Raw genomic sequence first — 19293 nt, 5'->3', positions numbered from 1 at the left:
GGGTTCCGGCGGGTCAGGAGTGGCCGAGGTCGTCCGAGGTGGGGTCCGGGGCGGCCACCGAGCCGGAGTCCGTGGGCGGGCGGAGGGGGAAGGGGTCGACCGCGGTGGAGTCGAGGACGGGCTCGGCGGGGCGGGGCGGGGTCGGCATGACGGCCGCCTCCGAGTGCCCGCCGCAGCCGTACGCGAGGGAGACCACGCGGCCGTCCGCCGGGGCCAGTTCGTTGGCGCAGAGGCCGAAGGACTGGCCCAGGGAGCCGGCGAGCGGCACGAGGAAGGCGCAGGACTGGCAGGTGGCCGGGGCCGCCTGGGCCATGGGCGTGCGGGGGCCGAAGGCCTCGTCCCAGCGGTCGGCGGCGAGCCGGAGGCCGTACCGGGAGAGGACCCGGGGCCGGCCCAGGCCGAGCTCCTCGGCGACGGACGCGATCGCGCCGCGGGTCGGCACCCGGTGCGTGATCTCGGCGTCCTCCGCGTCGAGGTGGTCCGCCAGCTCGGAGGAGATCGCGGAGTTCGGCGGCGGGGCGTCCTCGCCGGTGTAGCCGGGCTCCAGGCGCGGGTCGTCCTGCTCGGTCGGCAGGAGGTCGCCGGGGCCGAGGTCGCCGGGGCGCAGCCGCTCGCTCCACGGCACCCATTCGGGCGCGAGGAGGGCGTCGGAGCCGGGCAGCAGGACGGTTTCGTCGAGCGTGACGTTCTTGGCGCGGGAGGCGCGGGTGACGGTGACGGCCCAGCGCCAGCCGCGGTAGCCCGGCTCCTTGCACTCGAAGAAGTGCGTGACGACCCGGTCGCCCTCCGCCACGACCCCGGAGTGTTCGCCGACGACGCCGGGGGCGGCGGCCTCCTCGGCGGCCTCCCGCGCGAGGTCCACGGCCTCGGCGCAGAGGCGGTCGGGGGCCGGGGTACGCGTGGCTCGCGGGGTACGCGGGGCACGGTCTCGCGTCGTCGCAGCACTCACTGGTATCGCTTCTCTCCTACGCCGTCTCACGGGTGCGCCGGCCGAGGTTCGGGAGCGAGGCTCCGGAAGCGGGGCGGGCGGAGCGGACCTGGGGGCCGCATCGACGTCCGCACCCGACCGGAACTCGCGCGTCTCGGGCACACCTATCGTCATCCATTCTGCGGGATGCCGAAGGGGCGCGCGGCCGAGAGGAACCGCCGGTGGCGCGCTACGCACGCTACCCCGTTCGCGGGCCTGGGCCCACCTGCGCGCCCCAAGTGACCCGTATCGGGCTCCGGAGCCCCCGCCGGGCCCGGCCCTCCCCGGCCGCCCCCCGGCGTGTCCCGGACCCGCTTCCCGCCGGTCGTACCGGCTTCCCCGCGCCGGTCCCGCCCGCTCCCCCGCCCGTCCCGCCCGCTTCCGCGCCGCCTGGGAGGAGGGGCCGCGGGGGAGGGCCGACACCCCCGGGGGCGCGGGCTCGGTTCGGGCGGGGGGCGGGTGGGGCACTATGAGGTGGTGGCAGCCGCACGGTCCTCTGGTCGATCCCACGATCGTCCCGGGCCGCTCCGCCGAGCGGGCCGGGCGGCGGGGCGTGCTCTGCACCTGCCGTTCACCGGGACCGCGAAGGGGATCCGGCGGGCGACGCACGCGCACGGCGCGGGCGAGTCGGGGCTCGGGAAGCTGATCGAGCTGCACGCGGTGAACGGCGCCGGGGACGTGATGATCACCGTGGCGCTCGCGTCGACCGTGTTCTTCTCGGTGCCCACCGACGAGGCCCGCGGGCGGGTCGCGCTCTACCTCGCCATCACCATGCTCCCCTTCACGCTCCTCGCGCCCGTGATCGGGCCGCTGCTCGACCGGCTGCCGCACGGGCGGCGGGCGGCGATGGCGGCGGCGATGCTCACCCGGGCGGTGCTGGCCGTGCTGATGTCGGGGGCGGTCGCGACCGGCGGGATCGAGCTGTACCCGGCGGCGCTCGGCGTGCTCGTGGCGTCGAAGGCGTACGGGGTGGTGCGCAGCGCCGTGGTGCCCCGGCTGCTGCCGCCGGGCTTCTCCCTGGTGAAGGCGAACTCGCGGGTGACGCTCGCGGGGCTGCTCGCCACGGGCGTCGCCGCGCCGATCGGGGCGGGGCTGCAGATGGTGGGGCCGCGGTGGCCGCTGTTCGGGGCGTGCGCGCTGTTCCTGCTGGGCACGTACTGGGCGGTGCGGATGCCGCACAAGGTGGACTCGGCGAAGGGCGAGCGGCGGGCCCACCTGCTGACGCACGGCGAGAAGCGGCCGAGCCTGCGGACGGTGGGGCCGGCGGTGCTGCACGGGCTCCAGGCGAACGCGGCGCAGCGGATGCTCTCCGGGTTCCTGATCTTCTTCCTGGCCTTCCTGCTGCGCGAGCACCCGCTGTCGGGACAGTCGGCGGCGGTGTCGCTGGGGATCGTGGGCGTGGCGGCGGGGGTGGGGAACGCCTGCGGGACGGCGGCCGGAGGGCTGCTGCGGGACCGGGGGCACCGGCCGGAGGTGATCATCGCGGTGATGATCTCGACGGTCCTGGCGACGGCGGTGTGCGCCGCCGTCTTCTTCGGCGGGGTGATGGTCGCGGTGCTGGGCGCGGTGGCGGGACTGACGCAGGCCCTGTCGAAGCTGTCGCTGGACGCGCTGATCCAGCGGGACGTGCCGGAGCTCGTACGGACCTCGGCGTTCGCGCGCTCGGAGACGGCGCTGCAGATGGCGTGGGTGGTGGGCGGCGGGCTCGGGATCGTGATGCCGCTGAACGGGACGGTGGGGATGGCGGCGGCGGCCGGCTTCCTGGCGATCGGCGCCCTGCTCGCCGTACGGGGCCTGCTGTCCTCGCGCGGTTCGGGCACCTCCGGCCGTCTCCAGCGCGCGAAGGTCGCCTGACCCGGCTCGGTGCCCGCGGCTCCGCCTCCGGGTGCCGGGGAGCGGCCCGGACCGCCGCCATACCGACGGCCCCGGCACGGCACGCCGTACCCCCGCGTGGCAGCGGCGCGGCGGCCCGATAGCCTTCGGCTCATGACCGTTGCGTTCTTCTCCGGCTCGCGCCGCCGGGCCGCCGTCGCCCTCGGGGCCGTCTCCGCCGGGCTCCTCGTCCTCACCGCCTGCGAAAAGCCGACTCCGATCGCGACCGTCACGGTCGGGTCCGAATCGATCAACTCCGAGGCCGCCTGCTACAACGACGGCGACCCCATCAAGGAGTCCGACGTCCAGAAGTGCCTCAACAAGAAGGCCGAGAAGTCGATCACCGTCGCCATGGACGACAAGGTCCGCTTCGGCGTGGACCCGGAGATCGCCGACAACGGCTGGACCATCTTCCTGGGCGGCCAGCAGGCCGAGCCGGAGCCGTACAAGAAGACGTACCGGACCATCCCGGCCAGCGCGTTCTTCTCCAGCCAGAACCCCGGCGAGGCCGCCGCGGACGAGACGCAGGTGACGATCGTCGAGAACACCGGCAAGACGCTCACCGGCATCTGGCACTTCAAGCTGAAGAAGGAATCCTGATCCTCCGGTGCACCGCCGGATCCTGATCGTGACGGCCGTGGCGGCGGAGGCGGACTCCGTCGCCGGCGGTCTCGCTGCCCTCGCCCGCCCGGGCGGGGACCTTCCCGTGCCGGGCGGCCTCGTGCTGCGCCGTTACGAGACGGACCGGGGCGGCACCGACGTCCTCGTGGGCGGGGTGGGCCCCGCCGCCGTCGCCGCCGCGACCGGCGCCGCGCTGACCCGCGCCGCGCTCGCCGACGAGCCGTACGGCCTCGTCGTCTCCGCCGGGATCGCCGGCGGTTTCCCCGGCCGCGCCCCGCTCGGCTCCCTCGTCGTCTCCGACGCGATCGTCGCCGCCGACCTGGGCGCCGACACGCCCGAGGGGTACGTCCCCGTCGAGGAGCTCGGCTTCGGCCGCTCCGTGCACCGCGTGCCGGACGCCCTCACCGGGCCCGTCGCCGCCGCCCTCGCGGCCGCCGGGCTCCCGCACACCACCGGCGGCGTGCTGACCGTCTCCACCGTGACCGGCAGCGCCGCCCGCGCCGGCGAGCTCGCCGCCCGCCACCCGGGGGCCGCCGCCGAGGCGATGGAGGGCTTCGGCGTCGCCGAGGCCGCCGCCGCGCACGGCACCGCCGTCCTCGAACTGCGGGCCGTGTCGAACGCCGTGGGCCCCCGTGACCGCGCCGCCTGGCGCGTCGGCGACGCCCTGACCGCGCTCCGGGCCGCCGCCGCGGCCCTCGTACCCGCCCTCGGCACCCTGGAGGACCGGCCGTGCAGCTGAAGATCGCCTACTCGCCCTGCCCGAACGACACCTTCGTCTTCGACGCCTGGGCCCACGGCCGCGTCCCCGGCGCCCCGCACCTCGACGTCACCTTCGCCGACATCGACGTCACCAACGGCTGGGCGGAGGGCGGCACCGACGGCCACGACGTCCTGAAGGTGTCGTACGCCGTCCTGCCCTGGATCCTCGACGAGTACGCGCTGCTGCCCTGCGGCGGGGCGCTCGGCCGGGGCTGCGGGCCGCTGGTGCTCACCCGGGAGCCCGGGGACGGGCCCGGGGACGGGTCCGGTCTCGCCGGGAAGACGGTCGCCGTGCCGAGCGAGCGCTCGACCGCCTACCTGCTCTTCCGGCTGTGGGCGGCCGAGACCGTGCCCGGAGGGGTCGGCGAGGTCGTCGTGATGCCGTTCCACGAGATCATGCCCGCCGTCCGGGACGGCAAGGTCGACGCGGGACTCGTCATCCACGAGGCCCGCTTCACCTACAGGTCCTACGGACTGCACTGCCTCGCCGACATGGGCGAGCACTGGGAGTCCACCACCGGCCTGCCGATCCCGCTCGGCGCGATCGTCGCCCGCCGCTCGCTCGGCGCGGACACCCTGCGGCTGCTCGCCGACTCCGCCCGGACCTCGGTCCGGATGGCCTGGGACGACCCGGCCGCCTCACGGCCGTACGTCATGGAGCACGCGCAGGAGCTGGACCCGAAGGTCGCCGACCAGCACATCGGCCTGTACGTCAACGAGTTCACCGCCGACCTCGGCGAGGACGGCTACGCGGCGGTCCGGGGGCTGCTCACCCGCGCCGCGGCCGAGGGGCTCGTGCCGCCCCTCGGCCCGGACGCGCTGTCCTTCCCCTGAGGGTCAGACGTCGAGCTGGTCCGCGACCGCCCGCAGCAGGCCCGCGATCTTCTTGCCGGCCGCCTTGTCGGGGTACCGGCCGCGCTCCAGCATCGGCGTGATGTTCTCCAGGACCGTGGTCAGGTCCTGGACGATCGACGCCAGTTCGTCGGGCTTGCGGCGCTGCGCCGCCGCCACCGACGGCGTCGGGTCGAGGACCGTCACCGAGAGCGCCTGGTCACCCCGCTGGCCCGCGACGACGCCGAACTCCACCCGCTGGCCCGGCTTCAGTGCGTCGACTCCGTCGGGGAGCACCGACGAGTGCACGAAGACGTCACCGCCGTCGTCGCGGGAGAGAAAGCCGAAGCCCTTCTCGCTGTTGAACCATTTGACCTTGCCGGTAGGCACGTCTGTCCTCGTCCTCGTTGACTCGTCGGGGTAGCAGAAAGAGCGGGTCGCAAGCGGCCCGCCGTCTCACAGGCTAATGGGCTGGGAGCCGGTGACAAGACGCCGCCGAGGTGTTCCCCCGGCCAGGGAACTACCCTGGCCGGATGCGCAGTGAAACCCCCGCAGGACGGGCGAGCGGTTCCGTGGACACGGCCGTGGACGACTCCGGGCCCGGCGACGGTCTCGTCAAGGCGGGTGTCGTCGTCTTCGCGGTCGGCGCGCTCGCGACGCTGGTCACGGTGGCTCCGCTCCTCCTCGGCACCGACCCCTTCCCGACCGTCGCCTACCTGGTGTCGATGCTCATGGGCGTCGGTTTCGCCCTCGCCGCCGCCGGGGTGCTCCGCTCCGTCGCGGCCCAGCGGCGGCAGGCCCGGCGGGCTTCCTAGGCGTCCTGGGCGGGGCGGGCCGCGAGGTGCTCCGTCCACCAGGCGCGGAAGTCCGTCAGGTCCTCCAGGACCACGTCGGCACCGGCGGCGCGCAGCTCCGCGGCGTCGCACGGGCCGGTCGCGACGGCCACCGACAGGGCGCCGGCGGCCTTCGCGCCGCGCACGTCGCCGACGTGGTCGCCGACGTAGACCGAGGCGCCGTGGGCGCGCAGCGCCTCCGCCTTGGCCTCGGCGAAGAGGCGGCCGACGACCGCGTCCGGCTCGATGCCGAGGTGGTCGAAGTGGCGGTGGGCGTCGGGGGCGTTCTTGGCGGTGACGACGACGGTGCGGCCGCCGGCCTCCCGGACCGCGTCGAGGGCGTCGCGGGCGCCCGGCATGGGGACGGTCGGCACGATCGCGTGGTCGGGGTAGAGGGCGCGGTAGCGGGCGGTCATCTCGGTGACCTGGCCGGCGGGCACCCAGTGCGCCATCTCCTGCTCCAGCGGGGGGCCGAGCCGGGTGACGACGAGGTCGGCGTCGACGGCGACGCCGTACTTCTCCGAGAACGCCACGAAGGCGGCGCGGATGCCGGGGCGGGTGTCGAGGAGCGTCAGGTCGAGGTCGAAGCCCACGGTGAGCGGGGCCCCGGATGTGTTCGTCGTCATGGGGGACATTGTGCCCGGGTGTTCGAATAGGGCCCTTGCTTAAACTGAGCCAAGCCTTACCGAACCTCCGCCTCGCCCGATGGGTGCTCATGACAGCCGCTTTCCGTTCCAGACGGGTCCTCGCGACCTCGGCGGCCGTCGTCGCCCTGCTGCTCGCCGTCCTCCTCAGCCTCGCCGTCGGCGCCCGCCCGATCGCCCCCGGCACCGTCCTCGACGCGCTCCTGCACGGCGGGACCGGCGACGACGCCGAGGTGGTCCGCCAGCTGCGGGTGCCGCGCACCGTCATCGGGCTGATGGTCGGCGCCGCCCTCGCGCTCGCCGGCACCGCCCTCCAGGGCATCACCCGCAACCCGATCGCCGACCCCGGCATCCTCGGCATCAGCCAGGGCTCCTCGGTCGCCGTCGTCCTCGCCATCGCCTTCTTCGGCGTGCACGGCCTCTCCGGCTACGTGTGGTTCGCCTTCGCCGGCGCCGCGCTCGCCTCGGTCGCCGTCTACGCGATCGCCTCCAGCGGCCGGGGCGGCGCCACGCCCGTGAAGCTGGCCCTCGGCGGCGCGGCGATCAACGCGCTGCTGCTGTCCGTGACGACCGGCGTGCTCACGACGAAGGCCGCCGCGCTGGACGAGTTCCGGTTCTGGCAGATCGGCTCCCTCGACGGCCGGGACGCGGCCACGATCGGGCAGATCTGGCCCTTCCTGCTACTCGGCGCCGTCCTGGTGCTGTCGGTGGCCCGGGGCCTGGACGCGCTCGCGCTCGGCGAGGACGTCGCCAAGGGCCTCGGGCAGAAGGTCGCCACCGTCCGGATCGTCGGCGGGCTCGGCGCGACCGTCCTCACCGGCGTGGCCGTCGCCGCCGCCGGACCCATCGCCTTCGTCGGCCTCGCCGTCCCGCACATCGCCCGCGCCGTCGTCGGCTCCGACCACCGCTGGGTGCTGCCGATGGCCGCGCTCGTCGGACCCGTGATGGTGCTGGTCGCGGACGTCGCCGGCCGGATCGTCTTCCCGCCCGGCGAGGTGCCGGCCGGCGTCATGACCGCGCTCATCGGCGTGCCGTTCCTGGTCACCCTGGTGCGCCGGAAGGCGGTGCCGGCGTGAACCCCGTGAAGAACGCCCCGGCCGCCGGGACGCGGCCCGCCGCCACCCGGCCCGCCGGATACGGGCTGGTCCGCACCGGCCCCGCCTCCTTCCTCGTCCACCGGCGCTCGGTGCTCGCCGCCGCGGTGCTGCTCCTGCTGCTGGCCGCCGTCTCGGTCGCGTACCTCTGTGTCGGCGAGCGGACCATCGCCCCCGGCGAGGTCCTCACGATCCTCACCGGCGGCGACTCCCCCGCCGCGTTCGTCGTCGAGGAGCTGCGCGAGCCCCGGCTCGTCACCGCGCTCGCCGTCGGCGCCGCCTTCGGGATCGCCGGCGCGCTCATCCAGACCGTGGCCCGCAACCCGCTGGCCTCCCCCGACATCATCGGCATCAGCCAGGGCGCCGGCGCGGTCACCGTCGCCGCGATGACCTTCGGCCTCGCCTCGTACACGGTCCTGCCGTACCTGTCGATCGCCGGCGGCGTCCTCGCCGCCGCGCTCGTGTACGTCTTCGCCTGGCGCGGCGGGCTGCACGCCACCCGCTTCGTCCTCATCGGCATCGGCTTCGCCATCGCGCTGCGGTCCCTGATCACCCTCTTCATGACCAAGGGCGACTTCCTCGTCGCCCAGCAGGCGCAGATCTGGCTGACCGGCTCGCTCAACGGGCGCGGCTGGGAGGAGTCGGCGCCGGTCCGCTGGACCCTGCTGCTGATGCTGCCCGCCGTGCTGTGGGCGGCCCGCGCCCAGCGGACCGTCTCCCTCGACGACTCCACCGCGACCGCGCTCGGCGTCCGCCTCGGGCGGGTGCGGCTCGGGCTCGTCGCGGTCGGCGTGGTGCTGGCCTCCGTCGCCACCGGCGTCGCGGGGCCGGTCGACTTCGTGGCACTGCTCGCCCCGCAGATCGCCCGCCGGGTCACGCGCACGGCGCAGATCCCGCTGCTCTGCTCGGCGCTGCTCGGCGCGCTGATCGTCACCGCCGCCGACCTGATCGGGCGGCGGCTGTTCTCACCGGTGGAACTGCCGGTGGGCGTCCTCACGGCGGCGGTCGGCGCCCCGTATCTGATCTGGCTCATCGTCCGGAGCCGCACGGGAGAGAAGGCATGAGCGAAGGTACGAAGACGGGCGCGGCCCCCGGCGGCAGGCTGACCGCCCGCGGGCTGACCCTCGCCTACGAGAACCGGGTCGTCGTCGAGGACCTCGACCTCGCGGTCCCCGACGGCAAGGTGACCGTCATCGTCGGCCCCAACGCGTGCGGCAAGTCCACGACGCTGCGGGCGCTCGGACGGCTCCTCAAGCCCGTGGGGGGCGCGGTGCTCCTCGACGGGGAGGAGCTGGCGAAGCTCCCCACCAAGCGGATCGCCCGCTCGATCGGCCTGCTGCCGCAGACGCCCGTCGCGCCCGAGGCGATCACCGTCGCGGACCTCGTCGCACGCGGACGGCAGCCGCACCAGGCGTGGTGGAAGCAGTGGTCCGAGGAGGACGAGCGGGCCGTCACCGAGGCGATGGCCCGCACGGACGTCGCCTCGCTCGCGGACCGGTCCGTGGACGAGCTGTCCGGCGGCCAGCGCCAGCGGGTCTGGATCGCGATGGCCCTCGCGCAGGAGACGGACCTCCTGCTCCTCGACGAGCCCACGACCTATCTGGACATCGCGCACCAGGTGGAGGTGCTGGACCTGGTCCGCCGCCTCAACCGCTCGCGCGGGCGCACCGTCGTCCTGGTCCTCCACGACCTGAACCAGGCCGCGCGCTACGCGGACCACCTCATCGCCATGAAGGCGGGCCGGGTCGTGACGCAGGGCCCGCCGTCCGAGGTCGTCACCGACGCGATGGTCCGGGAGGTCTTCGGCCTCCCCGCCGTGGTCGTCCCCGACCCGGTGACCGGCTCCCCGCTGGTGGTGCCGGGGGCGCCCTGGGACGGGGAGTCAGGGACGGCGGGAGCGGCGCAGGAGGTAGAGGGCTGAGAGCAGGGCGGCGGCCCTGAGGGTCCACGGCCAGGTCTCGGCGAGGGCGGTGTCCAGGGCGCCGGCCGGGACCGGGTCGCCCCAGCGGCCCTGGAGCCTGCCCCACAGCCAGCCGGCGCCGCCCGCCGCCGCCACGCCGGGCAGCACGAAGACGGCCGTCTTGACCTGGGCGGGGCTCAGCCGGCGGGAGCCGTACGCGACGAGCCAGCCGAGGGCCAGCGCGAGCAGCCAGCCGAACGCCGCGCCGGCGACCAGCAGCAGCGCGGCGAGGAGGAGGAAGGGGTGCGCGAAGCCGCGGGCCCCGGCCGCGGCCGGCTCCGCCGTCTCCTCCGGTACCTCCTCCAGCGCCCCTCCCCGGGCCCGGCGCCGCAGCAGCAGGCGGGCCAGGCGGCGGGCCCGGCCGGCCGGGGGCGGCTCCTCCCCGGGGGCCTCGGGCTCCGGCTCTTCGGGCTCGGGCGGGCGGAAGAGCTCGGGCGCCTCCACCCCGCCCACGAAACCGGGGACGATCAGGTCGTCGGCGGCGGAGCCGTCGGGAGCGAAGCCGAAGCCGTCGGGGGCCGGGGCGAAGCCGAAGCCGTCCGGGCCGTGGGAGCCGTCGGGGCCGTGGGAGCCGGGGTCCGCGTCCGTGGCCGGGCCACCGTGCCACCAGCTCCGGGGCTTCGGGACGGGGGCGGGCGCGTCCGCGGGGGCGGGGGCGGGCCGCTCGCCGAGGGGCTTGCGGGGCGCCTTGCGGGATGCCTTGCCGGGCGGCGCACCGGCCCCGGGCTCCTCCCCGGGTGGCGCGCCCGCGTCGGACCACCACGCCCGCCCGCGCCGCGCCGGAGCCGGAGCCGGAGCGTCGGCGGGACCGGAGGCCGTACCGGCCGCTCCCCCGCCCTTCGCCCTCGTCACCACCTCGGCCGGGGTGCCCAGGTCGCCGAGGATGCCCCGGACGGCGGAGGGCGACTCCTCGCCGTGGGTGGCGCGGCGGCGGTCGATCTCGTCGCGGAGGCCGGCGACGAGGGCGCTGCGGTCGCCCGGCGGGAGCTGCCGCTGCTGGGCCAGGTCGCCGACCTCGCTCAGGTAGTCCATGACCATCCGGTCGCTCTCGATGCCCACGCCGCCCCTCCACCGTCCGGCCGAACGCCGTCCCGGTCCTGACGGTAGCGCCTGCGCAGCGGATAACGTGGGGCGGATGGGGATCGGCGAGCTGGACCGGGAGGCGCACGTGCCCGAGGGACGTCCGAGTGGGACCGCGGCGAGCCCGCGCACGCTGGCCGAGGCGCTGCGGGCGCGCGGGGACGACGGACTGGCCGCGCTGCTGCGGGCCCGCCCCGACCTGCTGGGCCCGGTGCCCAACGACCTGACGCAGCTGGCGACCCGCGCCGGGACGCGGGCCTCGGTGGTGCGGGCCCTGGAGCGGCTCGACCGCTTCTCGCTGCAGGTCGCGGAGGCGCTGGCGGTGGCGCCGGACCCGGCGCCCTACCCCGTGCTGGCCGGGCTGTTCGGCGGCGGGAAGGACACGGCGGGGGACGAGGCGGCGGGGGACGAGGCGGCGGAGATCGAGGCGGCGCTGCCCCGCGCGGTGGCGCTGCTGCGCGAGCAGGCGCTGGTGTGGGGCGAGGACGACCGGCTGCGGCTGGTGCGGACCGCGCGCGAGCTGCTGTCGCCGTCGCCGCAGCACCCGTCGCCGACCGGGCTGGGTCCGACGGTCGCGGAGGCGACCGCGGGCATGTCGCCGGGGCGGCTCCAGGAGATCGTGGCGGCGGCCGGCCTGCCGTCCACGCACGACCCGGTGTCGGCGGTGGCCGCGCTGACCGCGCTCTTCACCGACCGGGAGCGGATGGGCGCGCTGCTCGACACGGCTCCGCCGGAGGCGCTCTCCGTGCTGGACCGGCTGGTGTGGGGGCCGCCGTACGGCGAGGTGACCTCCAAGCCGACGGCGCCGGTGACCTGGCTGCGCGACCGGGGACTGCTGCTGCCGGTGTCGCCGCGCACGATGGTGCTGCCGCGCGAGGTGGCGCTGCACCTGCGGGGCGGCCGGGCGCACCGGGCGCCGGAGCCGCGCGCGCCGGAGCCGGTGGTGACCCGCGAGTACCGTCCCCAGGTCGTGGACGGCGCCGCCGCCGGGCAGGCGTACGGGGCGCTGGCCACCGTGGAGGAGCTGCTGAAGTCCTGGGACCACGGCGGTCCGGCGGTGCTGCGGGCCGGCGGCCTGTCGGTGCGGGACCTCAAGCGGACCGCCGCCGCGCTGGACGTGCCGGAGCGGGTGGCGGCCTTCTGGCTGGAGCTGGCCTACGGAGCGGGGCTGCTGGCCTCGGACGGCGAGGCGGACGAGCGGTACGCGCCGACGCCCGCGTACGACGACTGGCTCGACCAGCCGCCGGCCGAGCGCTGGGCCCGGCTGGTCACCGCCTGGCTGCCGGCGACCCGCACCCCGGGGCTGGTCGGCGGCCAGGACGCGAAGGGCCGGACGCTGTCCGCGCTCGGGCCCGACCTGGACCGCGCCGCCGCCCCCGAGGTGCGCCACCGGGTCCTCGTCCTGCTGGCGACCCTGCCGCCGGGCGCGGCGGCCGACCCGGAGTCGCTGCTGGCCCGGCTACGCTGGGAGCGCCCGACGCGCGGCACGTCCGCGACGGGCCGCCCGGTCGCGGCCCCGGCCGCCGCCGCGCCCCACGGCGCGGCGGGCGCGAGTACGGGCACGGGCACGGAGCCCGGCGCGGCGGGCACCTGGGCCTCGGAGACCAGGCCCCCGGCCCCCGCCGCCCCGCCCTCGGCCCCGCGGCCCGCCGCCGACCTGCGCGAGCGCCTCGCCCGATGGGCGCTCGACGACGCCGAACTCCTCGGGATCACCGGCCGCGGCGCCCTCTCCACCCCCGCACGGGCCCTGCTGAACCTGCCGCTCGCCGAGGCCGCCGGGCCGGACGCCGAGGGCGGCGGGGTGGAGCCGGAGGTCGCGGCGGAACGCGCGGCGGAACTGCTGGAGCCGCTGCTGCCCCGGGCGGTCGACCACGTCCTGCTCCAGGCCGACCTGACCGCCGTCGCCCCCGGCCCGCTGCTCCGCCCGCTCGCCGACGCGCTCGCGGTCCTGGCGGACGTGGAGTCGAAGGGCGGGGCGACGGTCTACCGGTTCACCCCCGGTTCGGTGCGGCGCGCGCTCGACACCGGCCGCTCCGCCTCCGACCTGCACGCCTTCCTCGCCGCGCACGCGCGCACGCCGGTGCCGCAGCCGCTCGCCTACCTCATCGACGACGTGGCCCGGAAGCACGGGCACCTGCGGATCGGGGCCGCGTCCGCCTACGTCCGCTGCGACGACGACGCGCTGCTCGGCGAGATCCTGGCCGACCGCCGCTCCGCCGCCCTGGGGCTGCGCCGCCTCGCACCGACGGTCCTGGCCGCGCAGACGGACCCGAAGTCGCTCCTCGAAGGGCTGCGCGCGATGGGCTACGCGCCGGCCGCCGAGTCCGCGGCGGGCGACGTCCTGGTCACCCGCGCCGACGCCCGCCGCACCCCGCCCCGCACGGCCCCCGTCCCCGTCCCCGACGGCCCGCCGGCCCCCGACGCCACGCTGCTCACGGCGGCGGTCCGCGCCATCCGGGCGGGCGACCACGCGGCCACGGCCGTACGCAAGGAGCCCTCGGTCCCGGTCACGGCGGGCGGCCTCCCCCGCACCTCGGCCGCCGAGACCCTGGCCACCGTCCAGGCGGCGGCCATGACCGGCACGGCCGTCTGGATCGGCTACGTCAACGCCGAGGGCGCCGCCAGCCAGCGCGTCATCGCCCCCGTGCGGGTGGAGGGCGGCTTCGTCACCGGCTACGACCACACCGCCGACGAGGTCCGCACCTACCCCCTGCACCGCATCACGGGCGTGGCGGAACTGGCGGACGAGGAGGTCTGAGGCCGGTCAGGAGCGGACGTTGCCGGTGAGGAGCATGACGAGGAAGTACGTCCAGGCGAACTGCCACAGCAGCAGGGGGTAGGCCGCCGCCAGGACGCACCCGGTGACGGCGAGCCGGACGCGCGTCCGGCGCCGCCGCACGGTGCGGGCGAGGAACCACCCCGGGGCGACGACGGCGAGCGGCAGGGCGAACCCGGCGACGAGGAACACGGGAAGGGCCGTGAACAGGTCCCCGGCGGCGGCCGCCCCGCACGACAGCACGGGCGCGAGCAGCGTCCCGGCCAGCGTCGGCCCCCACCAGCGGGGGTCGGCGGCGTCCCCGGCGGCGGGGACGGGGGCGGGGGCGGTGCGCGGCTTCATGCCGTCATTCCAGCGGGCCGCCCGCGTCCGTCCCACCGCGCGCCTACTCATCTCCCCGCCGCTCCCCGTACTCAGATCGAGGAGCCGTTCCCGGAGCCGAGGTAGACTTGTACGTTTCCCTCGCCGCGACCTGCCTGCGGAGGTATGTGTGTCCTGCCTGATCGTCCAGAGCGACAAGACGCTGCTGCTGGAGGTCGACCACGAGCTCGCCGACGCCTGCCGGCGGGCGATCGCGCCCTTCGCGGAGCTGGAGCGGGCGCCCGAGCACATCCACACGTACCGGGTGACGCCGCTGGGGCTGTGGAACGCGCGGGCCGCCGGGCACGACGCCGAGCAGGTCGTGGACGCGCTGGTGGAGTACTCGCGGTACCCGGTGCCGCACGCGCTGCTCGTGGACATCGCCGAGACGATGGGGCGGTACGGGCGGCTCACGCTCTCCAAGCACCCCGCCCACGGTCTCGTGCTGACGACCACGGACCGGCCCGTCCTGGAGGAGATCCTGCGGTCGAAGCGGGTGCAGCCGCTGGTCGGCGCGCGGATCGACCCCGACACGGTGGCCGTGCACCCGTCCGAGCGGGGGCAGATCAAGCAGACGCTGCTGAAGCTGGGCTGGCCCGCCGAGGACCTCGCCGGGTACGTGGACGGCGAGGCGCACCCGATCGAGCTCGCCGAGGACGGCTGGAGCCTGCGGCCGTACCAGCAGCACGCCGTCGAGGGGTTCTGGCACGGCGGCTCCGGTGTCGTCGTGCTGCCCTGCGGCGCGGGCAAGACGCTGGTGGGCGCGGGGGCGATGGCGCGGGCGAAGGCGACGACGCTGATCCTCGTCACCAACACCGTCTCCGCCCGGCAGTGGAAGAACGAGCTGGTGAAGCGGACCTCGCTGACCGAGGACGAGATCGGCGAGTACAGCGGGACGAAGAAGGAGATCCGGCCCGTCACCATCGCCACCTACCAGGTCCTCACCACCCGGCGGAAGGGCGTCTACCCGCACCTGGAGCTCTTCGACTCCCGCGACTGGGGCCTGATCGTCTACGACGAGGTGCACCTGCTGCCCGCGCCCGTCTTCAAGTTCACCGCCGACCTCCAGGCCCGCCGCCGGCTCGGCCTGACCGCGACGCTGGTGCGCGAGGACGGCAAGGAGGCGGACGTCTTCTCCCTGATCGGGCCCAAGCGGTTCGACGCGCCGTGGAAGGAGATCGAGGCGCAGGGCTACATCGCGCCCGCCGACTGCGTCGAGGTCCGGGTCAACCTCACCGAGTCGGAGCGGCTCGCCTACGCGACGGCCGAGGCGGAGGAGAAGTACCGCTTCTGCGCGACGACGGCGACGAAGCGGCGGGTGACGGAAGCGCTGGTGAAGAAGTTCGAGGGCCAGCAGATCCTCGTCATCGGCCAGTACATCGACCAGCTCGACGAGCTCGGCGCGCACCTCGACGCGCCGGTCATCAAGGGCGAGACGACGAACAAGGAGCGGGAGCGGCTCTTCGACGCGTTCCGCAACGGCGAGATCAACGTCCTCGTCGTGTCGAAGGTCGCGAACTTCTCGATCGACCTGCCCGAGGCGACCGTCGCCATCCAGGTGTCCGGCACCTTCGGCTCCCGCCAGGAGGAGGCGCAGCGCCTCGGCCGGGTGCTCCGCCCGAAGGCGGACGGCCACCAGGCGCACTTCTACTCGGTGGTCGCCCGCGACACCATCGACCAGGACTTCGCCGCCCACCGGCAGCGCTTCCTGGCCGAGCAGGGCTACGCGTACCGGATCGTCGACGCGGACGAGCTGCTGGCGCCGTAGGGGCCCCGCGGGGCTCAGTCCATCAGGGCCAGGACCGGGCCGGCGAGGGCCAGGACGTACTGGGCGGTGACGAGGGCGCGGCGGGGCACGACGAGGGCCGCCGCGCCCACCGCGGCGGCGAGGCCCACGGCCCAGAAGCCGGCCGTGACGAAGCCGCCGCCGACGCCGTCGCCGGAGACGGCGTCGTCGAGGGTGACCATCATGGTCGCCAGCGCGCAGACCGCGACGAGCAGCAGGCCGAAGCCCGCGAAGGCGCGGAGGGCGAGGGCGCTCGGGGCGTACGGGTCGGGGGTGGGGTGCCGGGTCGTCATGGCCCCATCCCAGCACCGCGCCGGGGCCGCCGACAGGCGTGCGGGTACTCAGTCGGGGCCGGGCGCGTACTCGGTCCCGGTCCGCGCGTACATAGGGCGGGGGTTCCTGACGCCCGCCTCCTCCGGGCCCGGGTCGCCGAGGAGGACGACGCCGACGGCGGCGGAGCCGAAGGCCCGCAGGGCCGCCACCAGGCGGCCGGCACGGGGGCGGGGGACGGTGGTCACGAGGGTGAAGGTCGTCGCGCTCATGACTCCATTCTGGAATCCGGACATTCGCGGCACATCGCCCTGGGGGTGGAACCGGGCTCACCCTTACGGCGGATCCCTCCCCTACGGGAAACCGATTCGCCCGGGCCCCCGGCCCCCGTTAGAATCACCGGCTTCCCCGCCTCCCGTCCCCGCACGGGAGCGCGCCGCCGCCCGGTCGGAAACCGGCGGCCACATCGACGTGTCCGCGTGTCCGCGTGTCCGTGTACCGACCGGAGGCCTCCCCGTGTCCGCAGCCGTGCCCACCGACGATCCGCTCGTGCGCGAGCGTGCCCACCTGACGTCCTCCCGCGCCGCCCTGCGCGCGATGCGCGAGGAGGTGGAGGCGCTCGACATCAAGGACGTCACCGCCAACTGGGTCAACTCGATCGTCCTGGAACGGCAGATCGAGGACCGCGTCAAGGCGCTCGCGGACCTCTCCCACACCCCGCTCTTCTTCGGCCGGCTCGACTACCTGCCGCCCGCCCAGCACGGACAGCGCTTCTACATCGGCCGCCGGCACGTCCACGACGCCCACGGCGACCCGATGGTCATCGACTGGCGCGCGCCGGTCTCCCAGCCGTACTACCAGGCGTCGAAGAAGGACCCGCAGGACGTCGGGCTGCGCCGCCGCTTCGGCTACACGGGCGGCGAGCTCACCGCCTACGAGGACGAGCACCTGTCCGACCCCGCCGCGGAGACGCCTTCCGGCTCCGCCGAGGGGTCGCGCACCAGCCGGCTGCTCCAGGCCGAGATCGAGCGGCCCCGCGTCGGCCCCATGCGGGACATCGTGGCGACGATCCAGCCCGAGCAGGACGAGATCGTCCGCTCCGACCTGAGCGGCACGCTGTGCGTGCAGGGGGGCCCGGGCACCGGGAAGACGGCCGTCGGCCTGCACCGTGTCGCCTACCTGCTGTACGCCCACCGGGAGCGGCTGGCCCGTACCGGAACCCTCGTCATCGGGCCGAACCGCTCCTTCCTCCAGTACATCGAGCAGGTGCTGCCCGCCCTCGGCGAGCTGGAGGTGAAGCAGGCGACCGTCGACGACCTCGTCGCCCACGTGGAGGTGCGCGGCACGGACGAGGCGGCGACCGCGGTCGTGAAGGGCGACGCCCGGATGGCGGAGGTGCTGCGGCGGGCGGTCCGCTCGCACGTGACGCCGCCCACCGAGCCGCTGATGGTGGTGCGCGGTTCGCGGCGGTGGCGGGTGCCCGTCCACGAACTGGAGGAGATCGTCCGGGAGCTGACGGAGCGTGACATCCGTTACGGGGCGGCCCGCGAGGCACTGCCCCAGCGGATCGCGCACGCCGTCCTCGTCCGGATGGAGCAGGCGGGCGAGGCGCCCGACGACCGGGTGCAGAACGCCGTGGCCCGCGACGCGGCGGTGAAGGCCGTCGTCAAGGAGTGCTGGCCGCCTGTCGACCCGGCGAAGCTGGTGCTGCGGCTGCTGGGCGACGCGGACTTCCTGGCGGAGCACGCGGCCGGGATCCTCGACGCGGAGGAGCAGAAGCTGCTGCTGTGGACGAAGCCGGCCCGCGGCGTGAGGACCGCGAAGTGGTCGGCGGCGGACGCGGTGCTGATCGACGAGGCGAAGGACCTGGTCGAGCGGACCCACTCGCTCGGGCACGTGGTCCTCGACGAGGCGCAGGACCTGTCCCCCATGCAGTACCGGGCGGTGGGCCGGCGCTGCACGACCGGCTCCGCGACCGTCCTCGGCGACCTGGCGCAGGGCACCACGCCCTGGGCCACCCGGAGCTGGCGGACCGCCCTGGCGCACCTCGGCAAGCCGGACTCCCGGGTGGAGGAGCTGACGGCCGGCTTCCGCGTGCCCAGCGAGGTCATCGCGTACGCCTCCCGGCTGCTGCCGCACATGGCGCCGGGGCTGGCGCCGGTGGAATCGGTTCGGGAGAACCCGGGGGCCTTCGAGATCCGGCCGGCGGGCGAGGCCCCGGACGGGGCGGTCGTGGCGGCCTGCGTGGACGCGCTCGCGCACGAGGGCTCGATCGGGCTCATCGCGGCGGACGCGCGGATCGCCCCGCTGGCGGCGGCGCTGGAGGAGGCCGGGCTCGCGTACCTCTCCCCCGGCGAGGAGACGACCGCCGGGTCGCGGCTCACGCTCGTCCCCGCGTCGCTCGCGAAGGGCCTGGAGTACGACTACGTGGTCCTCGACGAGCCCGCCGCCGTCGTCGACGGCGAACCCGACGAGCGCACCGGCCTGCGCCGCCTCTACGTCGCCCTCACCCGGGCCGTCTCCGGCCTGACCGTGGTCCACGCGGCGCCGCTGCCCGGGCAGCTGGAGGCCACCGCGTGACCGCCCCGGTGCCGGGGCTGCCGCACCACCTCGAACTGTGGGTGGGCGACCTGGCGCACGCGGAGGAGAGCTTCGGGTGGCTGCTCGGCGCGCTCGGCTACGTGCCGTTCCAGCGCTGGGAAGGCGGCCGGAGCTGGGCGCTCGGCTCCTTCTACCTGGTGGTGGAGGAGTCCCCCGCCCGGCACGGCGACACCCACGACCGGCACCGGCCCGGCCTCAACCACCTGGCCCTCCACGTCGACGGCCGGGCGGCCGTCGACGCGCTGGCCGCCGAGGCGCCCGCGCACGGCTGGCGCCTCCTCTTCCCCGACCGGCACCCGCACGCGGGCGGCCCCGGCCACTACGCGGCCTACCTGGAGAACGCGGACGGCTTCGAGGTGGAGCTGGTCGCCGCCGGTCCCGCCTCCTAGTCGGTCTCGATGCCCCGCGCGGCGAAGATCTCCGCCGCGTCGGGCACCGCGAGCACGCCGTCCTCCACGAACGTGACCTCGCGGAGGCCGGGCAGCAGGTCCAGGTCGTCGAGGGAGCGGACGTCGAAGAGGTCGTCCTCGCCGTCCCAGGCCGGGGCGCAGTGCCGGAAGACCTCCGTCCCGGCGTCGAAGCACAGCTCCTCGACGGTCGCCAGGAGTTCGGCGGGGATCTCCAGCGCCTCGAAGTAGGCCCGGGGCTCCGGCAGCACCTCCCCCACGAGGTCGTTCTCCAGGGCGTAGGACGCGGGGTCGTCGATGCCCCGCCCGGCCAGGGCCTCGCCCAGGTCATAGACCGGGAGAAGCGTCCCCGCCGAGTACATGAGCTCCTCGATGACGAGCAGCTTGAGGTTGAAGTCGCGGAACTGGGTCATGGGGACATGGGTACCACGG

The 19293-nt window shown here is 75.6% G+C and carries 20 protein-coding genes; 12 read left to right on the top strand and 8 right to left on the bottom strand.

All coding sequences use genetic code 11. From position 1 onward, the window contains the following. Window positions 1-13: 13 nt before the first annotated feature. Window positions 14-949 carry a DUF3027 domain-containing protein gene (locus tag ACF1ED_RS35280; RefSeq protein ID WP_391767442.1) on the bottom strand — a complete coding sequence of 312 codons (936 nt, stop codon included), beginning with the start codon at window positions 947-949 and terminating at the stop codon, window positions 14-16. Between the two features lie 495 nt (window positions 950-1444). On the opposite strand from ACF1ED_RS35280, the gene ACF1ED_RS35275 reads away from it, so the two are divergent. The 4 genes from ACF1ED_RS35275 (at window position 1445) to ACF1ED_RS35260 (ending at window position 5053) form a co-directional block, all read left to right on the top strand. After that, window positions 1445-2821 carry an MFS transporter gene (locus tag ACF1ED_RS35275; protein ID WP_391767441.1) on the top strand — a complete coding sequence of 459 codons (1377 nt, stop codon included), beginning with the start codon at window positions 1445-1447 and terminating at the stop codon, window positions 2819-2821. 132 nt (window positions 2822-2953) lie between these two features. Further along, window positions 2954-3439, top strand: a complete 486-nt coding sequence (locus tag ACF1ED_RS35270) for a DUF2771 domain-containing protein (protein ID WP_391767440.1) — start codon at window positions 2954-2956, stop codon at window positions 3437-3439. 7 nt (window positions 3440-3446) lie between these two features. Continuing rightward, window positions 3447-4199 carry a futalosine hydrolase gene (locus ACF1ED_RS35265; protein ID WP_391767439.1) on the top strand — a complete coding sequence of 251 codons (753 nt, stop codon included), beginning with the start codon at window positions 3447-3449 and terminating at the stop codon, window positions 4197-4199. Beyond that, window positions 4190-5053 carry a 1,4-dihydroxy-6-naphthoate synthase gene (locus ACF1ED_RS35260; RefSeq protein ID WP_391767438.1) on the top strand — a complete coding sequence of 288 codons (864 nt, stop codon included), beginning with the start codon at window positions 4190-4192 and terminating at the stop codon, window positions 5051-5053. Before ACF1ED_RS35265 ends, ACF1ED_RS35260 begins: the two co-directional genes overlap by 10 nt. A 3-nt stretch (window positions 5054-5056) precedes the next feature. Here the strand turns inward: ACF1ED_RS35260 and ACF1ED_RS35255 are convergent, their stop codons facing one another. Continuing rightward, window positions 5057-5440, bottom strand: coding sequence for a cold-shock protein (locus ACF1ED_RS35255; RefSeq protein WP_189954685.1), 384 nt, complete (start codon window positions 5438-5440; stop codon window positions 5057-5059). Window positions 5441-5583: 143 nt separating this feature from the next. On the opposite strand from ACF1ED_RS35255, the gene ACF1ED_RS35250 reads away from it, so the two are divergent. Beyond that, entirely contained in the window at window positions 5584-5865 is a 282-nt protein-coding gene (locus tag ACF1ED_RS35250; protein WP_391767437.1) for a hypothetical protein, read from the top strand. On the opposite strand, the gene ACF1ED_RS35245 is transcribed toward ACF1ED_RS35250, so the two are convergent. After that, window positions 5862-6518, bottom strand: a complete 657-nt coding sequence (locus ACF1ED_RS35245; RefSeq protein ID WP_391767436.1) for an HAD family hydrolase — start codon at window positions 6516-6518, stop codon at window positions 5862-5864. The two genes, ACF1ED_RS35250 and ACF1ED_RS35245, sit on opposite strands and share 4 nt — an antisense overlap. An 80-nt stretch (window positions 6519-6598) precedes the next feature. Between ACF1ED_RS35245 and ACF1ED_RS35240 the strand changes: the two genes are divergently transcribed. Genes ACF1ED_RS35240 through ACF1ED_RS35230 form a run of 3 tightly spaced genes read left to right on the top strand, consistent with a single transcriptional unit; the run spans window position 6599 to window position 9542 of the window. After that, entirely contained in the window at window positions 6599-7603 is a 1005-nt protein-coding gene (locus tag ACF1ED_RS35240) for a FecCD family ABC transporter permease (protein WP_391767435.1), read from the top strand. After that, entirely contained in the window at window positions 7600-8685 is a 1086-nt protein-coding gene (locus ACF1ED_RS35235; protein ID WP_391767434.1) for a FecCD family ABC transporter permease, read from the top strand. Before ACF1ED_RS35240 ends, ACF1ED_RS35235 begins: the two co-directional genes overlap by 4 nt. Then, window positions 8682-9542, top strand: coding sequence for an ABC transporter ATP-binding protein (locus ACF1ED_RS35230; RefSeq protein WP_391767433.1), 861 nt, complete (start codon window positions 8682-8684; stop codon window positions 9540-9542). The genes ACF1ED_RS35235 and ACF1ED_RS35230 overlap by 4 nt, the downstream gene beginning before the upstream one ends. On the opposite strand, the gene ACF1ED_RS35225 is transcribed toward ACF1ED_RS35230, so the two are convergent. Beyond that, window positions 9504-10640, bottom strand: coding sequence for a hypothetical protein (locus ACF1ED_RS35225; protein WP_391767432.1), 1137 nt, complete (start codon window positions 10638-10640; stop codon window positions 9504-9506). The two genes, ACF1ED_RS35230 and ACF1ED_RS35225, sit on opposite strands and share 39 nt — an antisense overlap. Before the next feature lie 76 nt (window positions 10641-10716). Here ACF1ED_RS35225 and ACF1ED_RS35220 point away from each other — a divergent pair, with 76 nt between their 5' ends. Next, complete coding sequence (locus ACF1ED_RS35220; RefSeq protein ID WP_391767431.1) at window positions 10717-13419, top strand: helicase-associated domain-containing protein; 2703 nt, start codon at window positions 10717-10719, stop codon at window positions 13417-13419. 6 nt (window positions 13420-13425) lie between these two features. Here ACF1ED_RS35220 and ACF1ED_RS35215 read toward each other — a convergent pair whose 3' ends face one another. After that, window positions 13426-13779, bottom strand: a complete 354-nt coding sequence (locus tag ACF1ED_RS35215) for a hypothetical protein (protein ID WP_391767430.1) — start codon at window positions 13777-13779, stop codon at window positions 13426-13428. 148 nt (window positions 13780-13927) lie between these two features. On the opposite strand from ACF1ED_RS35215, the gene ACF1ED_RS35210 reads away from it, so the two are divergent. After that, window positions 13928-15565: a DNA repair helicase XPB gene (locus ACF1ED_RS35210; RefSeq protein ID WP_391767429.1), complete on the top strand. Its 1638-nt coding sequence runs from the start codon at window positions 13928-13930 to the stop codon at window positions 15563-15565. Window positions 15566-15579: 14 nt separating this feature from the next. On the opposite strand, the gene ACF1ED_RS35205 is transcribed toward ACF1ED_RS35210, so the two are convergent. Both ACF1ED_RS35205 and ACF1ED_RS35200 read right to left on the bottom strand, forming a co-directional pair. Then, complete coding sequence (locus ACF1ED_RS35205; RefSeq protein WP_391767428.1) at window positions 15580-15876, bottom strand: hypothetical protein; 297 nt, start codon at window positions 15874-15876, stop codon at window positions 15580-15582. Window positions 15877-15924: 48 nt separating this feature from the next. After that, on the bottom strand, window positions 15925-16125 hold the full coding sequence (locus ACF1ED_RS35200) for a hypothetical protein (protein WP_391767427.1): 201 nt from the start codon (window positions 16123-16125) through the stop codon (window positions 15925-15927). A gap of 244 nt (window positions 16126-16369) precedes the next feature. On the opposite strand from ACF1ED_RS35200, the gene ACF1ED_RS35195 reads away from it, so the two are divergent. Both ACF1ED_RS35195 and ACF1ED_RS35190 read left to right on the top strand, forming a co-directional pair. Then, the gene (locus tag ACF1ED_RS35195; RefSeq protein ID WP_391767426.1) at window positions 16370-18433 is read left to right on the top strand and encodes a HelD family protein; all 2064 of its coding nucleotides are present in this window, start codon (window positions 16370-16372) and stop codon (window positions 18431-18433) included. Continuing rightward, window positions 18430-18843, top strand: coding sequence for a VOC family protein (locus ACF1ED_RS35190; protein WP_391767425.1), 414 nt, complete (start codon window positions 18430-18432; stop codon window positions 18841-18843). Before ACF1ED_RS35195 ends, ACF1ED_RS35190 begins: the two co-directional genes overlap by 4 nt. Here ACF1ED_RS35190 and ACF1ED_RS35185 read toward each other — a convergent pair. Then, window positions 18840-19274: a DUF6892 domain-containing protein gene (locus ACF1ED_RS35185; protein WP_391767424.1), complete on the bottom strand. Its 435-nt coding sequence runs from the start codon at window positions 19272-19274 to the stop codon at window positions 18840-18842. The two genes, ACF1ED_RS35190 and ACF1ED_RS35185, sit on opposite strands and share 4 nt — an antisense overlap. Between the last annotated feature and the right edge of the window lie 19 nt (window positions 19275-19293).

The sequence above is a fragment of the Streptomyces sp. NPDC014656 genome (assembly GCF_043084305.1).
Classification (GTDB): Bacteria; Actinomycetota; Actinomycetes; order Streptomycetales; family Streptomycetaceae; genus Streptomyces.
The sequence above is the reverse complement of the archived record's forward strand: the minus strand, read 5'-3'. Positions and strand labels throughout refer to the sequence as shown.

Coding starts and splice junctions, on each gene's coding strand:
- ACF1ED_RS35205 (WP_391767428.1), bottom strand. CDS start 15,876: ATGACGACCCGGCACCCCACCCCCGACCCGTACGCCCCGAGCGCCCTC.
- ACF1ED_RS35200 (WP_391767427.1), bottom strand. CDS start 16,125: ATGAGCGCGACGACCTTCACCCTCGTGACCACCGTCCCCCGCCCCCGT.
- ACF1ED_RS35220 (WP_391767431.1), top strand. CDS start 10,717: ATGGGGATCGGCGAGCTGGACCGGGAGGCGCACGTGCCCGAGGGACGT.
- ACF1ED_RS35240 (WP_391767435.1), top strand. CDS start 6,599: ATGACAGCCGCTTTCCGTTCCAGACGGGTCCTCGCGACCTCGGCGGCC.
- ACF1ED_RS35215 (WP_391767430.1), bottom strand. CDS start 13,779: ATGAAGCCGCGCACCGCCCCCGCCCCCGTCCCCGCCGCCGGGGACGCC.
- ACF1ED_RS35270 (WP_391767440.1), top strand. CDS start 2,954: ATGACCGTTGCGTTCTTCTCCGGCTCGCGCCGCCGGGCCGCCGTCGCC.
- ACF1ED_RS35230 (WP_391767433.1), top strand. CDS start 8,682: ATGAGCGAAGGTACGAAGACGGGCGCGGCCCCCGGCGGCAGGCTGACC.
- ACF1ED_RS35245 (WP_391767436.1), bottom strand. CDS start 6,518: ATGTCCCCCATGACGACGAACACATCCGGGGCCCCGCTCACCGTGGGC.
- ACF1ED_RS35250 (WP_391767437.1), top strand. CDS start 5,584: ATGCGCAGTGAAACCCCCGCAGGACGGGCGAGCGGTTCCGTGGACACG.
- ACF1ED_RS35185 (WP_391767424.1), bottom strand. CDS start 19,274: ATGACCCAGTTCCGCGACTTCAACCTCAAGCTGCTCGTCATCGAGGAG.